General features: G+C 70.2%; 19 protein-coding genes. 9 read left to right on the top strand and 10 right to left on the bottom strand.

Features of this window, described 5'->3' with window-relative positions:
* Positions 1-18: 18 nt before the first annotated feature.
* Genes LL239_RS05240 through LL239_RS05215 form a run of 6 tightly spaced genes read right to left on the bottom strand, consistent with a single transcriptional unit; the run spans position 19 to position 6,449 of the window.
* Positions 19-822, bottom strand: coding sequence for an HpcH/HpaI aldolase family protein (locus LL239_RS05240; RefSeq protein WP_228162406.1), 804 nt, complete (start codon positions 820-822; stop codon positions 19-21).
* Positions 807-1,592 carry a 2-keto-4-pentenoate hydratase gene (locus LL239_RS05235; protein ID WP_228162405.1) on the bottom strand — a complete coding sequence of 262 codons (786 nt, stop codon included), beginning with the start codon at positions 1,590-1,592 and terminating at the stop codon, positions 807-809. Before LL239_RS05235 ends, LL239_RS05240 begins: the two co-directional genes overlap by 16 nt.
* 12 nt (positions 1,593-1,604) lie before the next feature.
* Entirely contained in the window at positions 1,605-2,747 is a 1,143-nt protein-coding gene (gene hpaD / locus LL239_RS05230) for a 3,4-dihydroxyphenylacetate 2,3-dioxygenase (protein WP_228162404.1), read from the bottom strand.
* Position 2,748: 1 nt separating this feature from the next.
* Complete coding sequence (hpaE, locus tag LL239_RS05225; protein ID WP_228162403.1) at positions 2,749-4,263, bottom strand: 5-carboxymethyl-2-hydroxymuconate semialdehyde dehydrogenase; 1,515 nt, start codon at positions 4,261-4,263, stop codon at positions 2,749-2,751.
* Positions 4,264-4,281: 18 nt separating this feature from the next.
* Positions 4,282-4,968 (bottom strand): GntR family transcriptional regulator, encoded by a 687-nt coding sequence (locus LL239_RS05220; protein ID WP_228162402.1) that lies wholly within the window; start codon positions 4,966-4,968, stop codon positions 4,282-4,284.
* Positions 4,965-6,449, bottom strand: a complete 1,485-nt coding sequence (locus tag LL239_RS05215) for a fumarylacetoacetate hydrolase family protein (RefSeq protein ID WP_228162401.1) — start codon at positions 6,447-6,449, stop codon at positions 4,965-4,967. Before LL239_RS05215 ends, LL239_RS05220 begins: the two co-directional genes overlap by 4 nt.
* Before the next feature lie 101 nt (positions 6,450-6,550).
* Here LL239_RS05215 and LL239_RS05210 point away from each other — a divergent pair, with 101 nt between their 5' ends.
* Positions 6,551-7,942, top strand: coding sequence for an MFS transporter (locus tag LL239_RS05210; protein ID WP_228162400.1), 1,392 nt, complete (start codon positions 6,551-6,553; stop codon positions 7,940-7,942).
* 95 nt (positions 7,943-8,037) lie between these two features.
* Here LL239_RS05210 and LL239_RS05205 read toward each other — a convergent pair whose 3' ends face one another.
* Complete coding sequence (locus LL239_RS05205; RefSeq protein ID WP_228162399.1) at positions 8,038-9,453, bottom strand: aldehyde dehydrogenase family protein; 1,416 nt, start codon at positions 9,451-9,453, stop codon at positions 8,038-8,040.
* A gap of 111 nt (positions 9,454-9,564) precedes the next feature.
* Complete coding sequence (locus LL239_RS05200) at positions 9,565-10,539, bottom strand: AraC-like ligand-binding domain-containing protein (RefSeq protein ID WP_228162398.1); 975 nt, start codon at positions 10,537-10,539, stop codon at positions 9,565-9,567.
* A 211-nt stretch (positions 10,540-10,750) separates the two neighbouring features.
* On the opposite strand from LL239_RS05200, the gene LL239_RS05195 reads away from it, so the two are divergent.
* The 6 genes from LL239_RS05195 to LL239_RS05170 all read left to right on the top strand — a co-directional run bounded on the left by LL239_RS05195 (position 10,751) and on the right by LL239_RS05170 (position 15,811).
* Positions 10,751-11,176, top strand: a complete 426-nt coding sequence (locus tag LL239_RS05195; RefSeq protein WP_228162397.1) for a carboxymuconolactone decarboxylase family protein — start codon at positions 10,751-10,753, stop codon at positions 11,174-11,176.
* Positions 11,173-12,099: an NAD(P)-dependent oxidoreductase gene (locus tag LL239_RS05190; RefSeq protein ID WP_228162396.1), complete on the top strand. Its 927-nt coding sequence runs from the start codon at positions 11,173-11,175 to the stop codon at positions 12,097-12,099. The genes LL239_RS05195 and LL239_RS05190 overlap by 4 nt, the downstream gene beginning before the upstream one ends.
* 1 nt (position 12,100) lies before the next feature.
* Positions 12,101-12,652: a TRAP transporter small permease gene (locus LL239_RS05185; protein WP_228162395.1), complete on the top strand. Its 552-nt coding sequence runs from the start codon at positions 12,101-12,103 to the stop codon at positions 12,650-12,652.
* A gap of 30 nt (positions 12,653-12,682) precedes the next feature.
* Positions 12,683-14,143, top strand: a complete 1,461-nt coding sequence (locus LL239_RS05180) for a TRAP transporter large permease (RefSeq protein WP_228162394.1) — start codon at positions 12,683-12,685, stop codon at positions 14,141-14,143.
* A gap of 121 nt (positions 14,144-14,264) precedes the next feature.
* Positions 14,265-15,410, top strand: a complete 1,146-nt coding sequence (locus LL239_RS05175) for a TRAP transporter substrate-binding protein (protein WP_228162393.1) — start codon at positions 14,265-14,267, stop codon at positions 15,408-15,410.
* 71 nt (positions 15,411-15,481) lie between these two features.
* Positions 15,482-15,811: an EthD family reductase gene (locus tag LL239_RS05170; protein ID WP_228162392.1), complete on the top strand. Its 330-nt coding sequence runs from the start codon at positions 15,482-15,484 to the stop codon at positions 15,809-15,811.
* A 47-nt stretch (positions 15,812-15,858) separates the two neighbouring features.
* Here the strand turns inward: LL239_RS05170 and LL239_RS05165 are convergent, their stop codons facing one another.
* Positions 15,859-17,526, bottom strand: coding sequence for a thiamine pyrophosphate-binding protein (locus tag LL239_RS05165; RefSeq protein ID WP_228162391.1), 1,668 nt, complete (start codon positions 17,524-17,526; stop codon positions 15,859-15,861).
* A gap of 233 nt (positions 17,527-17,759) precedes the next feature.
* Positions 17,760-18,464: an IclR family transcriptional regulator gene (locus LL239_RS05160; RefSeq protein WP_228162390.1), complete on the bottom strand. Its 705-nt coding sequence runs from the start codon at positions 18,462-18,464 to the stop codon at positions 17,760-17,762.
* 96 nt (positions 18,465-18,560) lie between these two features.
* Between LL239_RS05160 and LL239_RS05155 the strand changes: the two genes are divergently transcribed.
* Together LL239_RS05155 and LL239_RS05150 are read left to right on the top strand one after the other, a co-directional pair.
* On the top strand, positions 18,561-20,489 hold the full coding sequence (locus tag LL239_RS05155; RefSeq protein ID WP_228162389.1) for an FAD-dependent monooxygenase: 1,929 nt from the start codon (positions 18,561-18,563) through the stop codon (positions 20,487-20,489).
* A gap of 217 nt (positions 20,490-20,706) precedes the next feature.
* Positions 20,707-22,179: an NAD-dependent succinate-semialdehyde dehydrogenase gene (locus LL239_RS05150; protein WP_228162388.1), complete on the top strand. Its 1,473-nt coding sequence runs from the start codon at positions 20,707-20,709 to the stop codon at positions 22,177-22,179.
* The last annotated feature ends 218 nt before the right edge of the window (positions 22,180-22,397 follow it).

Raw genomic sequence — 22,397 nt, 5'->3', positions numbered from 1 at the left:
CGCGGCCGCCGGGGAGGCTCAGTAACTGGCGCGTGGCCGGTCGTCGTCGGCCGACGACCAGCGGGCCGCGAGGGCCTCGGAGCCGCGGGCGAGGAGCGCGACATCGGCCCCGACGAGGAGGAAGGACGCCCCGGCATCCAGGTAGGCCTGTGCCGCGTCGGGGTCGAAGGCGTTCACGCCGACCGGCTTCCCGGCCGCGCGCACCGCCGCGAACGCCCGCAGGCCGGCGCCGACGACGTCGGGGTGCGTCTGCTGACCGAGAAGACCCATGGATGCCGCCAGGTCGCTCGGCCCGACGAAGACACCGTCGATGCCGTTGACGGCCGCGATGTCGCCCGCGGCGTCGATCCCCTCGATCGTCTCGACCTGCACGAAGAGCGAGACGTGCTCGTCGGCGCGGGCGAGATAGTCCTCGACGCGGTTCCACCGCGCCGACCGCGCGAGCGCCGAGCCCACGCCCCGCACGCCCCGCGGCGGATAGCGCACCGCCGAGACGAGGTCACGCGCCTGATCGGCCGAGGACACCATCGGCACGAGGATGTTCTGCGCGCCGAGGTCGAGCACCTGCTTGAGGGTCACGGGATCGCCGATGGGCACGCGCACCACCGGTGTCGCGGGGGAGGAGGCGATGGCCTGCAGCTGCCCGAGAACGGAGGTGAGGCCGTTGGGCGAGTGCTCCATGTCGACGAGGATCCAGTCGGTGCCGGAACCGGCGACGATCTCCGCCACGAGCGGGCTGGCCGTGCACACCCAGATCCCGGCGAGAGGACGGGACGACCCGGCGAGGCGCTCGCGGAAGGTGGGGCTCAGATGAAACGGCATGCGATCTCCCCCATCGGTCCGTACTCGCACAGCACGCTATCGCCGCGCGACACCCACATCGGCCGAGTGAACGAACCGGCCAGGATGATCTCGCCCGCCTCGAGCCGGGCATCGTGCTGGGCGAACTTGTTCGCGAGCCAGGCGACCCCGGTCGCGGGGTGGCCGAGAACGCCGGCGGCGACACCGGTCTCCTCGATCTCGCCGTTGCGCGAGAGCACGCCGGGCACCCAGCGCAGGTCGATCTCGTCGGGGCGCTTGCGGACCTCGCCGAGGACTATGGCGCCGTAGGCGGCGTTGTCGGAGATCGTGTCGACGATCGTGCGACCCTCCAGCTCGATGTGGGAGTTCAGCACCTCGAGCGCGGGTACGGCGTAGTCGATCGCGGCCAGGGCATCCTCGAGCGTGCAGTCCGGCCCCTCGAGGGACTGCTTCATTACGAACGCGAGCTCGACCTCGATGCGGACGTTGGAGAAGTGCTCGACGGGGATGTCGTCGCCCGAGCGGTACACCGTGTCGTCGAACATCACGCCGTAGTCCGGCTCGGTGATGCCCGTGGCCTGTTGCATCGCCTTCGAGGTGAGCCCGATCTTGCGGCCGACGAGGGTGCGGCCCGCCGCGATCTGCCGGTCGCGCCAGCGGCCCTGAATGGCGTATGAATCGTCGACCGTGGCATCCGGGAACCGCGCGGTGATGCGGGGGATGACCGAGTGCGTGCGGTCGGCCTCGGCGAGCTCGGCCGCGATCGCGTCGATCTGGTCCTCGGTGAGCACGTGTTCCTCTCCTTACAACTGGTTGCCGAGCTTGAACTCGGCGGAGTCCTCCGGGGCGCGGGTGTAGCTGAAGCCGTCGGCGCCGATCGTCACGGCCATCTCGCTCGCATCGGTGCGGGTCCGCACGGGCTGCGGGTTGCCGTCGAGGTCGAGCACGAGCGAGGCCTCGGTGTACCAGGACGGTACGACCGCGTTACCCCACCAATCACGTCGCTGATTGTCGTGGACGTCCCACGTGACGACGGGGTTGTCCGGGTCGCCGGTGTAGTAGTCCTGCGTGTAGATCTCGACGCGGTGGCCGTCGGGGTCGCGCAGGTACAGGTAGAACGCGTTCGAGACGCCGTGGCGACCGGGGCCCCGCTCGATGGCATCCGATCGTCGGAGGGCGCCCAGCTTGTCGCAGATGGCGAGGATGTTGTGCTTCTCGTGCGTGGCGAAGGCGACGTGGTGCATGCGCGGACCGTCGCCGCCGGTCATGGCGGTGTCGTGCACGGTGGGCTTTCGGCGCATCCATGCGGCGTACACCGTGCCCTCGTCATCCTGGATGTCCTCGGTGACGCGGAAGCCGAGCGACTGCATGAAGTTCACCGCGCGCGGAACGTCGGGCGTGACCTGGTTGAAGTGGTCCAGGCGTACGAGCTCCCCGGGGGTGTGCAAGTCGTAGCGCCACGACAGGCGCTCGACGTGCTGGGTGTCGAAGAAGAACTCGTACGGGAACCCGAGCGGGTCCTCCACGCGCACCGAGTCGCCGATGCCCTTGGTGAAGCCGCCGGGGCGCCGCTCGACACGGCATCCGAGCTCGGAGTAGAAGGCGACCGCCTTGTCGAGGTCCTCGGCGCTGCGCACGCGGTACGAGAACGCGGCGACGGCGGCGACCGGCCCCTGACGCAGCACCAGGTTGTGGTGGATGAACTCCTCGGTCGAACGCAGGTAGATGGCGTCGCCGTCCTCCTCGGTGACGTACAGACCCAGCACGTCGACGTAAAACTCCCGGGATGCCGCAAGGTCGGTGACCATGAGCTCCATGTAGGCGCAGCGCAGGATGTCAGGCGCGGGGGAGGAGGGGGTCGGGATGGGGTTGTCGGTGCGGATCGGCGCCTCGGCGGAGACGAAGAAGCCCGAGGAGGTGCGGGTCATCTGGCTGCGGTCGGTCATCTCAGGCTCCTTTGCCGAAGGTCGGGTTGTGGGACGGGCCGAGGGTGATGTGCACGGCCTGTTGGTCGGTGTAGAAGTCGATCGAGCGGTAGCCGCCCTCGTGCCCGAGGCCCGAGGCCTTCACGCCGCCGAACGGGGTGCGCAGGTCCCGAACGTTGTTGGAGTTCAGCCACACCATGCCGGCGTCGACGTTCTGCGCGAACGTGTGGGCGCGCTTCAGGTCGTTCGTCCACACGTAGGCCGCGAGGCCGTACTTGGTGTGGTTCGCCAGGGCCAGGGCCTCTTCTTCCGTGTCGAAGGGCGTGATGGCGACGACGGGGCCGAAAATCTCCTCCTGGAAGATGCGCGCGTCGGGGGCGACATCGGCGAAGACCGTCGGCTGGACGAAGTTGCCCTCGTCGAAGCCCTCGGGGCGGCCACCGCCGGCGACCAGGCGTCCCTCGGTCTTGCCGAGTTCGACGTACGACATGACCTTCGCGTAGTGCTCGGGATGCACGAGTGCTCCGACCTCGGTCTCGGGATCGTCGGGGTACCCGACCTTCACGCGCCCGGCCTGGGCGGCGTAGCGCTCGACGAAGTCGTCGTACACGGAGCGCTCGACGAGGATGCGGCTTCCCGCCGTGCAGCGCTCGCCGTTGAGGGAGAAGACTCCGAAGATCGTCGCGTCGATCGCGGCATCCAGATCGGCGTCCGCGAAGACGATGGCCGGACTCTTTCCACCCAGTTCCATCGACAGGCCCTTGAGGAAGGGAGCGGCGTTGGCGAAGATGAGCTGCCCCGTCGAGCTCTCGCCGGTGAAGGAGATGAGCGGCACATCGGGGTGCTTCACCAGGGCGTCGCCCGCGTCCTCGCCGAGGCCGTTGACGAGGTTGAACACTCCCTCGGGGAGCCCCGCCTCCTCGAAGATGCCCGCCCACAGCGACGCCGACAGCGGGGTGAACTCGGCGGGCTTGAGCACGACCGTGTTGCCTGTCGCCAGGGCGGGGGCGAGCTTCCACGACTCGAGCATGAAGGGCGTGTTCCACGGCGTGATCAGGCCCGCGACGCCGATCGGCTTGCGGTTGACGTAGTTGAGCTGTCGGCCCGGCACCTTGAACGCGTCATCGGTCTGGGCGACGATCAGGTCGGCGAAGAAGCGGAAGTTCTCCGCGGCGCGGCGGGCCTGCCCCAGCGCCTGGGTGATCGGCAGCCCCGAGTCGAACGACTCCAACTCCGCCAGCCGGGCATCGCGCGACTCGACGATGTCGGCGATACGGTGCAGGACGCGGGAGCGCTCGCGGGGGAGCATGCGCGGCCAGGGTCCCTCGGTGAAGGCCTTCCGCGCGGCCGCGACCGCACGGTCGATGTCGGCCTTCTTGCCGGCGGCGGCGGTCAGGTAGGTCTCGTTCGTGACCGGGTCGAGGACATCGAAGGTGTCGCCGTCGGCGGAGTCGACGAAGGCGCCGTCGATGTAGTGCCGGATGCGCTCGGGCAGGTCGGCCGGGGTGCGCCGCGTCGCGGTCTGCGTGTCGCTCATGGGAATGCTTCTCCTGTGTCAGACCGCCGGGAGGCCGAGGACCTCGTCGGGGTGTTCGTGGATGAGGTAGGCGTCGAGGGTCGCGGCGCGGTGGCGGCGCGAGACCTTCTCGATCTCGCCGAGAGGCGCCGAGGATTCGATCAGTCGGAGGATGTTCTCGTGCTCGCGCACGCTCTCGGCGGCGCGACCGGGCACGAAGCTGAAGGTCGAGTCACGGAGATGGCCGAGCCGGGCCCACTCGGCCTGCACGAGCTCGAGCATGCGCGGGTTCGCGCAGCGCTCGAACAGGGTCGCGTGGAACTCCTGGTTCAAGGCGGTGAAGGCGCGCGGGTCGAAGTGGTCGAGCGTCTCGATCATGCGCTCGTTGATCGTGCGGGCGCGCTTCACGTCGTCGGCGGTCAGCGCGCGGGCCGACAGTGCGGTGGCGGCACCCTCGAGGATGCTGAGGGCCTGCATGCTGTGCCGGTACTGCGAGTCGTCGACCATCGACACCCGCGCTCCGACGTTGCGCTCGAAGGTCACGAGCCCCTCGGCCTCGAGCTGGCGGATCGCCTCGCGCACGGGCACCACGCTCATGTCGAGCTCGCCGGCGAGGGAGCCGAGCACGAGTCGGTAGCCCGGGGTGAACTCCTGACGGGCGATGCGCTCCTTGATCCAGTGGTACGCCTGCTGCGATTTGCTGAGCGCGACGTCCGAGGTGCTCACGAGCGCTCCTGCTCGTACCGGGCGCGCCATTGGGCGTTCATCGGGAAGAGGCCGTCCACGGGGTGCCCCGCCGCCACCTGCTCCGCGATCCACGCGTCCTCCTCCTCCTGAGCCAGGGCTGCGTCGACGACCTCCTCGACGAGAGCGGGCGGGATGACGATGACACCGTCGCCGTCGCCCACGAGGACGTCGCCCGGCTGGACGGTGGTTCCGCCGCATCCGATCGTCACATCGGTTTCCCATGGCACGTGGCGACGGCCGAGCACCGCCGGGTGGGGCCCGCGCGAGAAGACGGGCAGGTCGACGGCCGCGACGGCGTCGTAGTCGCGCACACCCCCGTCGGTCACGATGCCGGCGGCGCCGCGCGCCTTCGCACGCAACGCCAGGATGTCGCCGAGCGTGCCCGACCCCGACTCGCCACGCGCCTCGATCACGATGACCTCTCCCTCGCCGACGCTGTCGAACGCGCGCTTCTGCGCGTTGTACCCCCCACCGTGCGAGGCGAAGAGATCTTCGCGATGGGGCACGAAACGCAGCGTCCGGGCCAGGCCGACGAGCGTGGTGCCCGGGCGCATCGCGGTCACGCCGTCGATCGAGACGTCGTTCAATCCGCGTTTGCGCAACTGCCCCGACAGGGCCGCGACGGGGACCCTCGCGAGCTTCGCGCGCAGGTCGTCGGTCAGCCGGAAAGGCGCGGGGGCGGCGGCGAGGCCCGCGCTCTCGCGCGAGCCCCACGCCTCAGCACGCTGGTGGTCGTCGACGGCGGGAAGGGACCCGAGCGTGTCGTCGAACGCGACGTCGCCCTGCACCACGGTCGTGACGAGGCGTCCCGAGCTCGGCGTGCCGGGCACGCCGGGCGCATCGACCTCGACCTCCACCACGGCGCCCGGCAGCACGACGCTGGATCCCGCGGGCGTGCCCGTGAGGATGACGTCGCCGGGCTCGAGCGTCAGGTGTTGAGAGAGGTCGGCGATGATCTGCGTCAGGGGGAACAGGAGGTCCTGCGTCGTGTCGTCCTGGGCGAGCGTGCCGTCCACCCACGTGCGTACACGCAATCCCGTCGGAGCGACGGTGGCCGCGGGGATGAGCCGGGGGCCCAGCGGGGTGTACCCGTCCCGCCCCTTGGATCGCACGTTCGAGCCTTTGTCGTTCGCGCGCAGGTCGTAGACGCCGAAGTCGTTGGCCGCCGTGACCGCAGCCACATGGCCCCAGGCGGCGTCGGCCGAGATGCGCCGGGCGGTTGCGCCGATGACGAGGGCGACCTCGCCCTCGAAGGCGAGCAGCTCGGTGCCCGCGGGCCGCTCGATCGTCGATCCGGACGCCGCGAGCGAGCTGGAGGGCTTGAAGAAGTACGAGGGGTGGGCGGGTCGCCGGCCACGCTGGTCGGCACGTGAGGGATAGCTCAGGTGCACCGCGATGATCTTCCCCGGTCGGGCGGGCAAGGCGGCGAATCGCGGATCTGCGACGTCCGTCGTGCTCATGGAACTCCTTCGTTCGTTGCGTCGTATCTGAAATCGTATATGATCGGCGACGGCGGTTCAACCGGCCACCTGACAGTGACGTCGAAAAAGGACACCCAATGATGAGTTCTCCCACCTCACCCACAGCGGGCGGCTTCACGCCCACCGGTACCATCTCCACCGCGGCCGATCGGAGGCGGGTCGTCTTCGCCACCGTCGTCGGCACGACCGTCGAGTGGTACGACTTCTTCATCTACGCCCAGGCGGCGGGACTCGTCTTCGCCGCGATCTTCTTCGAGCCCGCCGGTCCGGGGATCGCGTTGATCCTGTCGTTCCTGACGGTGGGACTGAGCTTCCTGTTCCGGCCGCTCGGCGCCTTCCTCGCGGGACACTTCGGCGACAAGTACGGACGCCGGGTAGTGCTCATGATCACGCTGATCCTCATGGGCGTGTCGACCACGCTCGTCGGTCTTCTCCCCACCTATGCGGCCATCGGTGTGGCCGCTCCGGTCCTGCTGATCTTCCTCCGCATCCTGCAGGGCATCTCCGCCGGTGGCGAGTGGGGTGGTGCGGTGCTCATGGCCGTCGAGCACGCCCCGAAGAACAAGCGCGGGCTCTTCGGCGCCTCGCCGCAGATCGGCGTGCCGATCGGCCTCCTGCTGGCATCCGGGATGATGGCCGTCATGGCGCTCATCGCGCCCGGGGACGCCTTCCTCGAGTGGGGGTGGCGCGTGCCGTTCCTGTTCAGCGTCGTCCTGATCTTCGTCGGGTACTACATCCGCAAGCGCGTCGAAGAGAGCCCGGTCTTCGTGGAACTGGCCGAGCGTCGCGAGGAGACGAAGACCCCCATCGTGCAGCTGTTCCGCAAGCACTGGGCGCTCGTGATCATCGCGGCGTTCGTGTTCGCCGGCAACAACGCGGCCGGATACATGTCGACGGGCGGCTACATCCAGAACTACGCGACCAACCCCGCGGGCCCCCTCGGACTCGACCGCGGTCCCGTGCTGTGGGCGGTCACGGGAGCCTCGGTGGGATGGCTCGCCTTCACCTGGATCTCGGGCTGGCTGAGCGACATCATCGGCCGACGCACGACCTACATCATCGGCTGGATCGCGCTGGCGATCGGTGCCGTCACGCTGTTCCCGCTCGTGAACACGGGCTCGATCGGTCTGCTGTTCCTCGGTCTTCTGATCCTCACCGTGGGTCTCGGCTTCACCTACGGACCTCAGGCGGCGCTCTACGCCGAGCTGTTCCCGGCTTCGGTGCGCTTCTCGGGGGTGTCGATCTCGTACGCGATCGGCGCGATCCTGGGCGGGGCGTTCGCGCCGACGATCGCCACGGCGCTCGTGCAGGCCACCGGCACCACGTGGTCCGTCGCGTTCTACCTCGTGGGCATGGCTGTGCTCGGGCTCATCGCGACGCTGTTGCTGCGCGACCGGCGTGGCATCCCGCTCGGACCCGACAACGAAGCCGAGCAGGCGGTGTCGCCGATCTACGGGGTGTCCAGGTCCTGAGCCTCCCGCCGCCGCGGGGCCGCGGAGATCGTCATCGGCGCGCCGGGTGGAACACCTCCCACCCGGCGTGCCGATGCGTCGTGCCGCGGCCCTGTTCACCGGGTGATGACCTTGGGGGCGGCGACGGCCTTCAGGCCTTCCTTCCCGAACTCCATGCCGTACCCCGACCCCTTCACGCCGCCGAACGGGACGAGCGGGTTGAGCGTGCCGTGCTGATTGATCCACACGGTGCCGGCGTGCAGGCGCTCGGCCACCGCGACGGCTTCGTCGACGTCCGAGCCCCATACCGAAGCGCCGAGCCCCTGGTCGGTCGCGTTCGCGCGGGCGATGGCGTCGTCGAGGTCGGTGTAGCGCAGCACCGGGATGGCGGGGCCGAACTGCTCCTCGCCGACCAGCGCCGCGTCATCGTCGATGTCGGCGACGACCGTGGCGCGGTAGAAGTGCGGACCGAGTTCCGGAGCGGCCTCGCCGCCGGTCACGATGCGTGCGCCGCGTGTCCTGGCCTCATCGATCAGGCGCGAGACGATGTCGAACTGCTGCGCGGTGGACAGCGGGCCCAGCGCGCTGCCCTCGTCGGTGCCCGGACCCATCGGCGTCGCCTCGGCGATCTCGGCGAGCGCCGCCACGACCTCCTCGTACAGCGAGTCGTGCACGTAGAGGCGCTTGAGAGCGGCGCACGTCTGACCGGTGTTGATGAAGATGCCCCAGAACAGCCCCTGGGCGATGGCGGCGACATCCGTGCCCGGAAGCACGATGCCCGCATCGTTGCCGCCGAGTTCCAGCGTGAGACGCGCCAGGTTGTGCGCCGAGCCCTCGATGATGCGCCGGCCGGTGGCGGTGGAACCGGTGAACATGATCTTGTCGAGGTCGGGGTGCGACGCGATGGCCTCCCCGACGTCACGGCCGCCGGCGACGACCGTCAGCACGCCCTCGGGCAGATGGCGGTTCATGAGCGCCGCCACCGCGAGCACACTGAGCGGCGTGTACTCGCTGGGCTTGGCGACGACCGTGTTGCCCATGCGCAACGACGGTGCGATCTGCCAGATCGCGATGAGCGCCGGCCAGTTCCATGGTCCGATCGCCCCGACGACGCCGAGCGGGGCGTAGTGCAGCTCGGAGCGCGTGCCCTCTGCTTCGAAGAGCACCTCGGGCTCGAGCACCGTGTCGGCCGCCTGCCGTATCCACACCGCACAGCCCCCGGCCTCGAAGCGAGCGCCCGGTCCGTTCAACGGCTTCCCCTGTTCGCGGGCGATGATCTGCGCGAGCTCCTCGGCGTGCGCGTCGATCTCGTCGGCGGCCCGGTGCAGGATCGCCGAGCGCTCGGCGTGGGTGAGCGCCGCCCACGCCGGTTGAGCCGCGCGTGCCGCGCTCACCGCCCGCGCCAGGTCGTCGGCCGTATGCACCGGCGCGTAGCCGATGGTCTCGCCGGTGGCGGCGTCGGGGATCGCGCGGCCGACCGCTTCGTCGACCGTGATCTCGGCGAGCAAGGTCGCCGTCTGCGTCTGTGTCATCTGATCCTCCCTGAGCAGATCCGTGCGCCCAGTCAACCCGCGTCAGCCCGACGGCTCTCGGGCTGTGGCGCACGCCACGTGTCGTGGAGCGAACAGTCCGCGTCGGAAGGATCACCCGGCGAGGATCGCCGCGTCGAGGTGGCGCAGGCGATGATCGCGCGGGCCGTGGCCGTAGGTCGATTTGAAGAGCTTGCTGAAGTGGCTGGGGTCGATGAAGCCCCAGGCCTGGGCGATCTGCACGATCGAGCGCGAGGCTTGCGCGGCGTCCTCCAGATCGAGGCGGCAGCGTTCGAGGCGGCGTGAACGGATGTAGCCCGAGACGGTCTCGCCCTCCTCCTGGAAGAGGTACTGCAGCTGGCGGGCCGAGATGAAGTGCGCCCTGGCGATCGAATCGGTGTTCAGGCCCGGGTCGTCCAGGTGTCGGTCGATGTAGTGCGCGACGGCGTCGAGGGTGACGCGCCAGGGTTCGCGTGCGGTCGATGTCTGCAGCTCGGCCGAGAGCAACGCGGTGATGAGGTCGAAGGCGCTGCGGATGATGCGCGCGCCGTTGACTCCCTCGAGCTGGTCGAGATCTTCGGCCAGGTGCTGCATGAACGGACAGATGACCCGCCCGATGCCGGTGTCGCCGCGCAGACGCACGGCGGTGACCGTGGGCACGAGGTTGGCGGACAGCCCGAGCATGCTGTGGGGGAACATCATCACGAGCGAACGCATCTGACCGGCGTACTCGAGCGTGTACGGGCGCGCCGTGTCGTAGATGGCGACGTCTCCCGGGGCGAGGTGGGCGCTGCGGCCGTCCTGCATGACCAGCCCGGTGCCCGTCAGCTGCATGCTGAGCTTCAGATGGTGCGGATCGTCGTCGCGGATCGACGCGGGCGATCGGTGCACCCGGTGCGAGGATGCCGCGATGTCGGTGACGCACGTGCCGTCGACGACCCGGGTGCGCAGGTTCCCCGAGAACCCGTCGGGATCGATCGTCGACAGGACGAGCGGGACGAAGCGGTTGCCGACCAGTCGGACCCACTCGTCGAAGCTGACGCCGTGATGGTTCTGCATGTCGCGTGCCGTCGCAACGGTGTGCTCCATCGCCTGATGCTCCATCGCCTGCCTCCTCGCAGTGATGTCGAAACGTGGATCCAGACTATGCGCGCTCGTGCCCGCGCGGGCGTGGGACCGGGGCGGTGTGCGCCGAACACCATGGCGCCTGCGCCGTGGGCCATGTGGCCCTGGCATCCGACCCGCCACACTGGTCCGACGGGACGCCGGTCCCGCACGAATCCATGCGAGGGAGCATCAGGTGATCCGCGACGATCTGTACGACATCGGTCTGCGCCAGCGGCGCGACATGTTCGGGCCCGAGGGGGCGGAGGGACAGGTCGAGCACACCACCGACCTCAACGACAAGATCCAGGACTTCGTCACCCGGTACTGCTTCGGCGACATCTGGCAGCGCAACGGCCTGCCCCTCACCGACCGCAGCAAGGTGACCCTGGCGATGCTCATCGCCCAGGGCAAGTCCCACGAACTGCGCATCCACACGCGCGGAGCGCTCGCCAACGGTGTCTCCGTGCTCGAGCTGCGCGAGGTGATCGTGCACTCGATGCTGTACTGCGGTATCCCCGCCGCGGTCGAGGGACTCCGCGCCCTCGAGGAGGTGCTGGCCGAGAAGGGCCTGCCCTCCAGCATCGACGACGAGGCGGAGAAGGCCGGGGTACCGGCATGAGCGGAGGGACGAGTCCCGTCGTCGGCGAGACGGTGACCACCGGCGTCCATACCGTCGGGTTCATCGGGCTGGGGACCATGGGCGACCCGATGGTCACCAACATCGCGTCGTCCGGAGCCTTCGAACGAGTGCTCGTGCACGACGTCGACGTCGAGCGCGCCGCCGCACTGGCCGCACGCATCGGGGCGGAATCGGCGGCCGACATCGCTCAGCTCGCCGACTGCGACGTCGTCGTGCTCATGCTGCCCACGAGTGCGATCGTGCGTTCGGTGCTGGTGGACGACGCCGGTGCTCCGCGCATCCCGTCCGCGCCGGGGACCGTGTACGTGGACATGAGCTCGTCCGACCCGACCGAGACGGTCGAGACGGGGCGGCTCCTGGCCGCTGCCGGTCTGCACCTGGTCGACGCCCCCGTCTCGGGGGCGCGCGAGCGTGCGATCGCCGGCACGCTCGCGATCATGATGGGTGCGGACGACGAGCAGGCCGCGGAGCGCGCTGTCCCGGTCATCGACACGATGAGCGCCCGGATCTTCCGCACCGGCGGCCTCGGTACCGGGCACGCGATGAAGGCGCTGAACAACTTCGTCGCCGCCGCGGCGTACACCGCCTCGACCGAAGCCCTGACGGCGGGAGCCCGGTTCGGGCTCGATCCCGCGGTGATGGTCGAGATCCTGAACGCGTCCACCGGCCAGAGCTTCGTGACGACCCATGTGTTGCCCGATCACATCGTCGGCGGGCGATTCGCCTCGGGCTTCGCGCTGCCGCTGATGACCAAGGACGTGCGCATCGCGCAGAAGGTGCAGCAGGCGACCGGTCATGAGGCTCCGGTGTGCGATGCCGTCGCCGGCGCGCTCGGTGACGCCCTCGATGCCCTCGGCAACGTCGACCACACCCGCGCGTTCGAGTTCTGGAACGAGCGCTGAGATGACCGTGGCCGCCTCCGCGACGACGAAGACCTCGCGCTTCGACGGGTACCTGCGTCGTCAGAGCGCCGTGCTCGGTGTCATCGCCGCCGGCGCGCTCGTCGTGCTGATGCTCGCGACCGTCATCGACGTCATCGTGCGTTTCGTCGCGCGCGCCAGCGTGCCGGGAATGCTCGAGGTCGCCGAATCGGCTCTCGTCACGTCGGTGTTCCTGGGCCTGGCGTGGACATCCATGCAAGGCGGGCATGTCGCGGTGTCGATCGTCACCGACCGGCTGAGGCCCGCCCTCGCGCGGGCCGTGTCCGTGGTGGTCTGGGTGCTCAACGCGGGGCTTCTGGCCTGGATGACGTACGCGTCGATCACGCGCGCGTTCCAGGCGACCACTCGGAACGAGACGCGATTCGGACTGGTCCAGTGGCCGGTGTGGCCCCTGCGCTGGGTGATCGCGATCGGACTCGGGCTGTGGCTCGTCGTCGCCATCGCGAACGTCGTGCGCACCATCCGAGGACGTGAGGCCTACGGCGAGGACGCCGAGGCCGCGGTCGACGCGTGAGCGCGGCCGGAACGACAAGGGAGTGAATCCATGCTGGTGACGATCATCGTGCTCGCGGTCGTGGCGCTGCTCATCCTGCTGCTGATGGCGCGGATGCCCGTGGCGCTTTCGCTCGGTCTGTCGGGCACCCTCGGCCTCGGGGTGCTGCAGGGCACCTCGTATGCGACGAACGTGCTCGGCTCGGTGCCGTTCTCGGCGACCGCGAGCTTCTCGCTGACGATCATCCCGATGTTCATCCTGATGGGCATGCTGGCCATGCGCGCACGGATCGCCGAGCACGTGTTCGCCATCGCCAATCACTTCGTCAGCCGGTTCCCCGGCGGACTCGGCGTGGCCACGGTCATGGCATGCGCCGGATTCTCCGCCGTCTCGGGGTCGAGCATCGGCACAGCTGCGACCATGTCCAAGCTCTCGGTCAACGAGATGCGCGCCTACGGCTATCCGGCGGCCCTGGCCACCGGCATCGTCGCCATCGCGGGCACCCTGGGCGTCATCATCCCGCCCAGCACCTTCCTCGTGCTCTACGCGATCATGACCGGCGAGTCGGTCGCGCAGATGCTCGCGGCGGGCATCGTCCCGGGCCTGCTGACCGCGGCCGGATACATCACGTACATCCTCATCCTCGGCCACCGCCAGATCGTGCGGAACGACGTCGATCTCGCCGACGTCGTCGTCGAGGCCCGCACGGCCGCGGCGACCGCTGCGCGCGGCGGCGTCGCCGAGCAGGCGCCCGTGCACTCGGCCTCGGTCGATGCCGCGCTGCACGCCGCACCCGACACGGGGGCGGTGCGTCAGTCGTACGGGCTCACCGCGCGCACGCTTCCCTGGCGCGGGCTCGCGCGACTGGGGCTGATCTTCCTGATCATCCTCGGCGGGATGTTCTCGGGCGTGTTCACGTCGACCGAGTCGGCCGCCATCGCCGCCTTCGTCGCCTTGCTCATCCTGCTGTGGGAGTTCCGCCGCTCGGGCGCATCCGCCCTGTGGAGCAACGTCAAGGGCGCTCTGCTGGACACCGCGCAGACCACGTCGATGGTGTTCATGATCCTGGTGGGCTCGAGCATCTTCTCGACCTTCCTCATCGCCGCCCACGTTCCCGACACGATCACGACCTGGATCGCGGGCCTGGCCATCCCGCCGCTGCTGACGATCGGTCTCCTGCTGCTCCTGCTCCTGCCGCTGGGCACGGCCCTGGATGAGATCTCGGTCCTGATCATCACGATCCCGATCATCTATCCGGTGGCGATGGAGCTGGGGTTCAACGGGATCTGGCTGGGCCTCATGATCGTCAAGCTCACCGCGATCGGGATGGTCACCCCGCCGGTCGGCATGACGTGTTTCGTCGTGTCGGGCGCCACGGGGGTGCCGACCGAGACGGTGTTCCGCGGCGTCCTGCCCCTGATGTCGATGGACATCCTCGTCTCGGCGGTGCTGTTCTTCGTCCCCGCGATCGTGCTCTGGCTGCCCTCCCTCGTCGCGCAGACGGCCGGGTGACCGGACGTGCGCGGATGACCCGGCCGTCTGCGGCTGCAGCCATGGGGATGCCGTCCTCCGCCGCGCAGACTGAACCCACCCGCGACCCGTTTCCCGGCGGAGCGGACCGAAAGAAAGGACGATGATGTTCTCACAGCACCCCAGCCGCCGCTCCCGGCGGGCCCTCGCGCTCGTCGGAGGTCTCGCCGCGGCGCTCGCGATGTCCGGTTGCGCCGGTATCCAGAACTCCGGCGGCGGCGCCGCCGAAGGCGAGAGCGTGACCTTCACCCTCGCCACCGGCGCGCAGGCCGGAACGCCGAACGCGGCGGTGCAGGACTGGTTCCTCGATCGCGTCGAAGAGGTCACGGAGGGGCGCATCAGCTTCGAGCGCACCGCGACCGAGGCTCTCTGCAAGGCCGCCGAGGTCGCGGACTGCGTGCGCGACGGGCGCGCGCAGATCGGGGTCACGGTGCCCGATTACACCCCCCAGTACTTCCCCTCGACCAGCATGGTCAGCATCCCGTTCCTCAGTCAGAACTCTCAGGCGATCATGCAGTCCATCTACGATCTGCACACCGGCTACGAGCCGGCGATGGCGGTCATGGACGGCAACAATCTGCACCACGTCGCCACGTGGCCGGTGGGGCGCTTCCTCCTCGGCAGCAGGGAGCCTCTCACCGATGCGACGCAGTTCTCCGGGTTGCAGATGCGCGCTTCCGGGCCGATCATCCAGCAGGTGCTCAGCGGAGCCGGCGCCAACATCGTCGCGATCACCGCGCCCGAGACCTACGAGGCCGTTGAACGCGGCGTCGTCTCCTCGATCGGCGGTGCGATCGACTTCCCGGTGAACTACAAGATCATGGAGCTGCTGCCGTACTGGAGCGACCCGGGTGTGGGCCAGTACTCGACGTTCGGCATGTGGGTGTCCAAAGACGCGTACGACGCCCTTCCGGACGACCTGCGCGAGCAGTTCGACAGCGTCGTGGAGGAGCTCAACAGCGGTGCGGGTATCGCGGCGTTCAACGAGACCGCCGCCGGGCAGTGCCAGCAGATGCTGGACGCGCCCACGGTGGAGGATCTCACGGCGTGGGACGAGTCGGCCACGCAGGCCTGGGAGGACGCCGTCGGCGACACCGGTGCCGAGAAGTGGATCGAGCTTGCCACCGGGCAGGGTCTCCAGGATGCCGAGGGTGTGCTCGAGCAGTACATGGCCGGCCTCGAGACCTACGCCGACGCCGAGTACGACGACGCCACCAGTGACTGCGTGGCGGCGTTCGCCGACCGCTGACCGTGACACGTGTGCTGTCGGGTCCGGGCATCCCGCCCGGGTCCGACAGCCCCCGTCGAAAGGATGCCGCGATGCACAAGATCGTCGTGCTGTACCCGCCTCCCGCCGACCGGGCGCACTTCGCCCGGTACTACCGTGAGACACACCTGCGGCTGGCCGCGCGGCTGCCCGGGGTCATCGGGATGGGCTACGCGCTCGACCTCGATGCGCACGGCGGTCCCTACTATGCGATGTTCGAGGCGACCTTCGCCTCGCCGGAGTCCGCCGCGGCCGCGATGGCCTCACCCGAAGGGCGTGCGGTGGAGGCCGATGTCCCCAACTACGCCACCGGAGGCGCCGTCGTGATGGGGGTTCCCCTCATCGCGGTGACTCCCGCCGACGGCCGGCCGCCGCTGGACTGACGGCACCGTGTCGGACGGCGCGGGAGCTTCGCGTCGCGGGGCTTGCGTCAGGGCCGGACGGTGGGGGAGGAGTTCACCCGGATGATCTCCTGCTGGTAGGGGGCGATGACATCGCCGCTGATGCGCAGATCGAGGAGGAGGAACGGCCGTTCGTGCGCATCGCGCTCGGTCCAGCGGGCGAGCGCGTCGAGGTCGGCCATGTCGCGCACGACCACGCCCTCGGCGCCGAAGCCCCGGGCGACGGCGGCGAAGTCGACCTCGGGGATGAGCATGGGCTCGCGGGCCAGCCCCTTCAGGCCGTAGAGGTTGACCTCCGCGCCGTACGCGGCGTCGTTCCAGACCACGGCGAGCCCGCGCCCGCCGGCGACGCGCACGGCTGATTCGAGGTCCGCGATGGCCATGAGGCCACCGCCGTCGCCGGTGGTCAGCACGATCGTGGACTCCGGCCGGGCAGCCGCGGCTCCCGGCACGCTCGGGAATCCGAGCCCGATGGACTGGTACGCGGTCCCGACCATCATCACGCGGTCGGGTGAGGTCACCGGCCAGTACATGTTCGACCAGCCCAGGAAATGCCCGCCGTCGGACACCACGACCCTGTCCTCCGGGAGGAGTTCGCCGATGCGCACGGCCACGGTGCGCGGGTCGAGGCGACCGTCGGCGGCGACGCCGTCGCCCGTGTCGCGAACGCGCAGCGCCGCGACATCCACGCTCTCCCGCCAGCCCGAGGGATGCGCTCCGCGGGCGCGAAGGCGCGACAGGATCGCGGCGGCGGCGTCGGCGGCGTCGGCCCGCACGAAGCCACCCACCTGCGGGTGGGTGGCCGCGGCGGCGGTGTCGATCTGGAACACCCTCGTGCGCGGGTCGAACAACTCGCCGAAGCGCATCGTGAACTGGTTGAGGCCGGCGCCGAAGACGACCGCCACATCGGCCTCGCGCACGAGGCGCATCGCCCCCTCGGCGCCGAAGCCTCCGGTGACGCCGAGGTCGTAGCGCTGATCGGGGAAGATTCCTCGTCCGAGGGCCGTGGAGGCTGTGACCGCTCCGGTCGCCTCGGCCAGGGCTCCCAGGGCCGCGCCGGCGTCGGCGAGCCAGGCGCCGCGCCCCGCGAGCAGGAACGGGCGCTCGGCGCCGGTGAGGGCGTCGGTCACCCGGTCTAGCGCTGCCGCCGTGAACGGGACGGCCGGTCCCTCGTGCGCGGCGAGCGTCAACGGCGTGGGAGGTGGAACCTCTCCCGCCTCGCGGGCGGCCACGTCGTAGGGAATGGCGAGGATGGCCGGGCGTCGGTACGTCAGGGCATGCTCGAGCGCGATCGCCGTCGTAGCCGCGGCATCCCGCTCGCCCACCGTGTACGTGCGGACGCCCACCGCCGAGCCGAGCGCGATCTGGTCGACGCCCCAGGGGCGCGGGCCGGAGGTGGGCTCGTCGCCGACGACGAGCACGAGCGGGATACGGGCCTGTGCCGCCTCGGCCAGAGCGGTGAGGGTGTTGGTGAACCCCGCCCCGTAGGTGGCGGTCGCCGCGGCGATGCGGCCGCTCGCTCGGTGGTAGGCGTCGGCGGCCACCACGCCGCCCGCTTCGTGCCGTACAGCGGTGAAGGTCGCGGCGGTGCGATCCAGCTCGTCGAGGAAGTACGCGTTGCCGTTGCCCATCACCCCGAAGACATGGTCGACGTGGGCGGCGAGGGTACGGGCGACGTGGGCGGACACAGAGGGCACGGTGGGCCTTTCGAGACGGTACGGATGCTGAGGCCGTATGTGTCTCGCCTGCTCGGGTCGTCGAGCGGCTGCGTGCCCTTTTTTCGAGCACCGGCGGCGGCGGCGCGCACCGGACGGCACGAGTATGCCACACGGGGTGGCCCGATCGGCTGCCGCGGGGTTCGCCCCCGTCGCCCCGGTCGGGGGGGGGGGGACATCGGGCGGTGACCGGCACGGGCGCCCGCGGATCGGCGTCAGAGTGCGGCGCGGATGGCGTCGGCGGCCGTGGCCAGGCGCGCGGCGATCGCGGCGTCGTCGAGATGGGTCGCGACGTGGACAGCGGCGACCGCGGCGGGCTCGCGGCCCTGCACTGTCAGGGGCACCGCGACGGCGTGCAGCGACGGGACGACCTCGTCGTGACTCGTCGCCCACCCCCGCTCGGCGGTCCCGGCGACCTCGGCTGCCAGGCGCGCGTCCACATCGTTCGGCCAGCGCCGTGGGGGGAGTTGCGCGAGGATCGCCCGGCCGGGAGCCCCGCGGGTCACGGCATGGCGCGCCCCCGGACGCTGTGCCACGGCGGTGACCGTGTGCCGCGGCTCCACGCTCGCGAGGGTCACGCACTCGTCGTGATCGAGCACCACGAGGAAGCACGTCATGCCGAGGTCGTTCGCCGCCGCGGTGAGCTCGGGCAGCGCCTCCGACTGCAGATCGGCGGCGACTCCGGCGGCCAGAGCGGCCAGGCCCGTTCCGAGGCGCACCGCTCCGGTGGCATCCCGCGAGATCAGGCCATGGTCCTCGAGCGTGCGCAGCAGGCGGTAGGCCACGGAGCGGTGCAGGCCGACGCGTCCGGCGAGGTCGTCGATCGACAGGGGAGTGCGGGCGGCGGAGAGCTCTTCGAGCAGACGGATGCCGCGGCTCAGCGTCTGCGAGGCGGGGGCGGCGTCTTGCCGTGCGGGCATGGAGCGGATACCCTCTCGTTCGATAGGAGAACGTCGCGTTCGAATATAGAACACCGCAGCGCGGCGGTGCAACCCGACATCGATGTCAGGAGAGCCATGCAGTTCCACCACCACGGGTACGTGTCCGGCGACCCGCGTATCCAGCCCGCCGCAGGCGCGGGCATCGACCGGCCGGTCGGCCTGCCCGACGAGGTCGACGTGCTCATCGTCGGCTCGGGGCCGGCGGGCATGCTGCTGGCCGCGCAGATGTCGCAGTTCCCGCAGGTCATGACCCGTCTCATCGAGAAGCGGGACGGGCGGCTCGTGCTGGGCCAGGCCGATGGCATCCAGCCCCGCAGCGTCGAGACCTTCCAGGCGTTCGGTTTCGCGGACCGCATCACGGCCGAGGCGTACAACATCGGCTGGATGAACTTCTGGGCACCCGATCCCGACGCGCCGGACCGCATCGTCCGCACGACGCGTACCGAGGACTACGCCCTGAAGATCAGTGAGTTTCCTCATCTCATCGTCAACCAGGCGCGCGTGCTCGACTACTTCGCCGAGGCGGCCGTCAACGGGCCCGCGCGCATCGTTCCCGACTACGGCGTCGAGTTCCTCGATCTCACCGTCCGCGAGACGGGGGAGTATCCCGTGGAGGTGCGTGTGCGGGACGCCGCGGGCGAACGGACGATCCACGCCAAATACGTCGCCGGGTGCGACGGCGCGCGCAGCGCCGTGCGCCAGGCGATCGGGCGTACGCACGTGGGTGCCGCGGCGCAGCACGCGTGGGGCGTCATGGACGTGCTCGTCGAGACCGACTTCCCCGACTGGCGCATCAAGTGCGCCATCACCGCCGCGGCCGGCAACATCCTGCACATCCCGCGGGAGGGCGGCTACCTCAGTCGCATGTACATCGACCTCGGCGAGGTCGCGGCCGACGACGACCATCGCGTCCGGCAGACGCCGATCGAAGAGATCATCCGTCGCGCGAACGAGATCCTCCGCCCCTACTCGATCGACGTGAAGCAGGTCGCCTGGCACAGCGTGTACGAGGTGGGCCACCGCGTGACCGACCGGTTCGACGACGACGAGCAGGATCCGCGGGTCTTCCTCACCGGCGATGCCTGTCACACGCACAGCGCCAAGGCCGGGCAGGGGATGAACGTGTCGATGCAGGACGGCTTCAATCTGGGATGGAAGCTCGGCCATGTTCTCACCGGCCTCGCCCCCGCGGGGCTGTTGCGCACCTACTCCGCCGAGCGACAGCCCGTCGCGCAGCAGCTGATCGACTTCGACCGCGAGTGGTCGTCGCTCATGGCGCGCAAGCCCGGGGAGATCACCGACCCCGACGAACTGTCCACGTACTACCTCGCCACGGCCGAGTTCCCGTCGGGCTTCATGACCCGGTACGGGCCCTCCGCCATCGTCGGGGACGACGCGGCGCAGGAACTGGCATCCGGTTTCCCCGTCGGGAAACGCTTCCAGAGCGTCGAGGTCGTCCGGGTGTGCGACGGGAATCCGGTGCATCTCGGCCACCATGCGCGCGCCGATGGGCGTTGGCGCCTCTACGTCTTCGCGGATGCGGGCGGCTCGGCGCTGCGCACCTGGGCCGAGGCCGCGCGGGGGATCGTCGAACGTTTCACGCCGGAGGGGGGCGATCTCGACGCCGTGTTCGACGCGAAGGTCGTGTACCCCGGCCGCTGGGACGAGGTCACCGACGTGCCGACGCTTTTCCGCCCGCGGTCGGGGCCCCTCGGCCTGACCGACCTCGAGAAGGTGTTCGCCGCTGCGCCGTCGGCCTGGACGAGCGCCGACATCTTCGCGGAGCGCGGTATCGGGGCCGAGGGGGCGGTGGTCGTCGTGCGGCCCGACCAGTACGTCGCGCACGTGCTGCCGCTGTCGGCCCCGGACGCGCTGGACCGCTTCCTGGCCGGCGCGATGGCGGCGCCCATCGCGGTGCCCCCGCCCGCGGTCACCTCGGCCGCGGTCACCTCGCCCGCGGTCACCTCGCCCGCGGTGCCCCCGCCCGCGGCCACCTCGGCATAAACGCTCTTCGCGCGCATAAACGCGCTGACGACGCGTTTCTGCGCGGAATTCGCGTTTATGCCTGCGGCCGCCGGCGCGCGCCCCGAACGCGACCGGACTGCCGGCCGAATTCTCCCCCGCGGCGACCCGAGCGTCACGCTTGTACACCACGTATATCGGCACCGACCCGCCGGCTGACCAGAATGAGCGGGAGACCCGCACCGACCCAGGAGGACCCATGACCGATTCGCGCGAGAGCGAACTGCTGGCATCCGTACCGACCGGCCTGTTGATCAACGGCGAGTGGCGCGCGGCCGAGGGGGGCAAGACCGTCGCGGTCAGCGACCCCGCCACCGGTCAGGTCATCCGCGAGATCGCCGACGCCTCGGTGGCCGACGGCGTGGCGGCGATGGATGCCGCAGCCGAGGCGTTCCCGTCCTGGGCGGCGACTCCGGCGCGCGAGCGTGCCGAGATCCTCCGTCGCGCGTTCGATCTGCTGCAGGAGCGCAAGGAGGACGTCGCGCTCCTGATGACGCTCGAGATGGGCAAGCCGCTCGCCGAGGCACGCGGCGAGGTCGGATACGGCGGCGAGTTCCTGCGCTGGTTCAGCGAGGTCACCGCCCACACCCAGGGCCGCTACGGCGCGAACCCCGAGGGCACCGGCCGCATGATCGTCACCCAGCACCCGGTCGGGCCCTGCTACCTCATCACCCCGTGGAACTTCCCACTGGCGATGGCGACGCGCAAGATCGCGCCGGCGCTCGCCGCCGGCTGCACCGTCGTGATCAAGCCCGCGACGCTCACGCCGCTGACGACGCTGTTCTTCGCGCAGATCCTCCAGGACGCCGGAGTGCCCGCGGGTGTCGTCAACGTCGTCACCACCACGAGCACCGGCCCGGTGTCCGAGCGCATCATCTCCGACCCGCGGCTGCGGAAGCTGTCGTTCACGGGCTCCACCCCGGTCGGCGTGAAGCTGCTGCAGCAGGCCGCGCCCGGTGTCCTGCGCACGTCGATGGAACTCGGCGGCAACGCCCCGTTCGTGGTGTTCGACGACGCCGACCTCGACAAGGCGGTCGAGGGCGCGATGCTGGCGAAGTTCCGCAACATCGGCCAGGCGTGCACCGCCGCGAACCGCTTCATCGTGCAGCGCTCGGTCGTCGAGGAGTTCACGCGCCGGGTCACCGAGCGGGTGCAGGGCATGAAGATCGGCCGCGGCACCGAGGAGGGCGTGCAGATCGGACCCCTCATCGACGATCGGGCGGTCGACAAGGCCAAGACCCTCGTGGGGGATGCCGTCGAGCGCGGCGCGACCGTGACCACCGGCGGCTCGCCCGTGGACGGGCCCGGGACGTTCTTCGAGCCGACCGTCGTGTCGGACGTGCGGCCGGGGAGCGAGATCCTCCGCGAGGAGATCTTCGGACCGGTGCTGGCGATCGTCCCCTTCGACACCGAGGACGACGCCGTGCGCATCGCCAACGACACCGAGTACGGCCTCGTGTCCTACGTCTTCACCGAGTCGCTCGCGCGCGGGCAGCGCATGATCGAGCGCCTCGAGACCGGGATGATGGGCCTGAACGTGGGCGTGGTCTCCAACGCCGCGGCGCCCTTCGGCGGCTGGAAGCAGTCCGGACTCGGCCGCGAGGGCGGCGACGAGGGCATCCACGAGTACCTGCAGACGAAGTACACCCTGACGGCGAACCCCTTCGCCTGACCCCGGATGCCACGGCCCCGGCGCCCCTCGCGGGCGTGCCGGGGTCGTGGCATCCGCCGTTTGCCGTCACGCACAACTCCTGCGTTTCGGCCCCTGCCGAGCCGCCGGCGGGGGAGCTCGGCGTTCTGCAGGAGTTGTGCGGCCGGCCCGGCATGCTGCGGGCTCCGGGCTCCGGGCTCCTCGGATCGTCGGGGCCGTGGCATCCGCCGTCTGTCGTC

The organism is Microbacterium testaceum, assembly GCF_020781835.1.
Taxonomy (GTDB): Bacteria; Actinomycetota; Actinomycetes; order Actinomycetales; family Microbacteriaceae; genus Microbacterium; species Microbacterium testaceum_H.
This window is presented reverse-complemented; position numbering and strand designations above follow the sequence as displayed.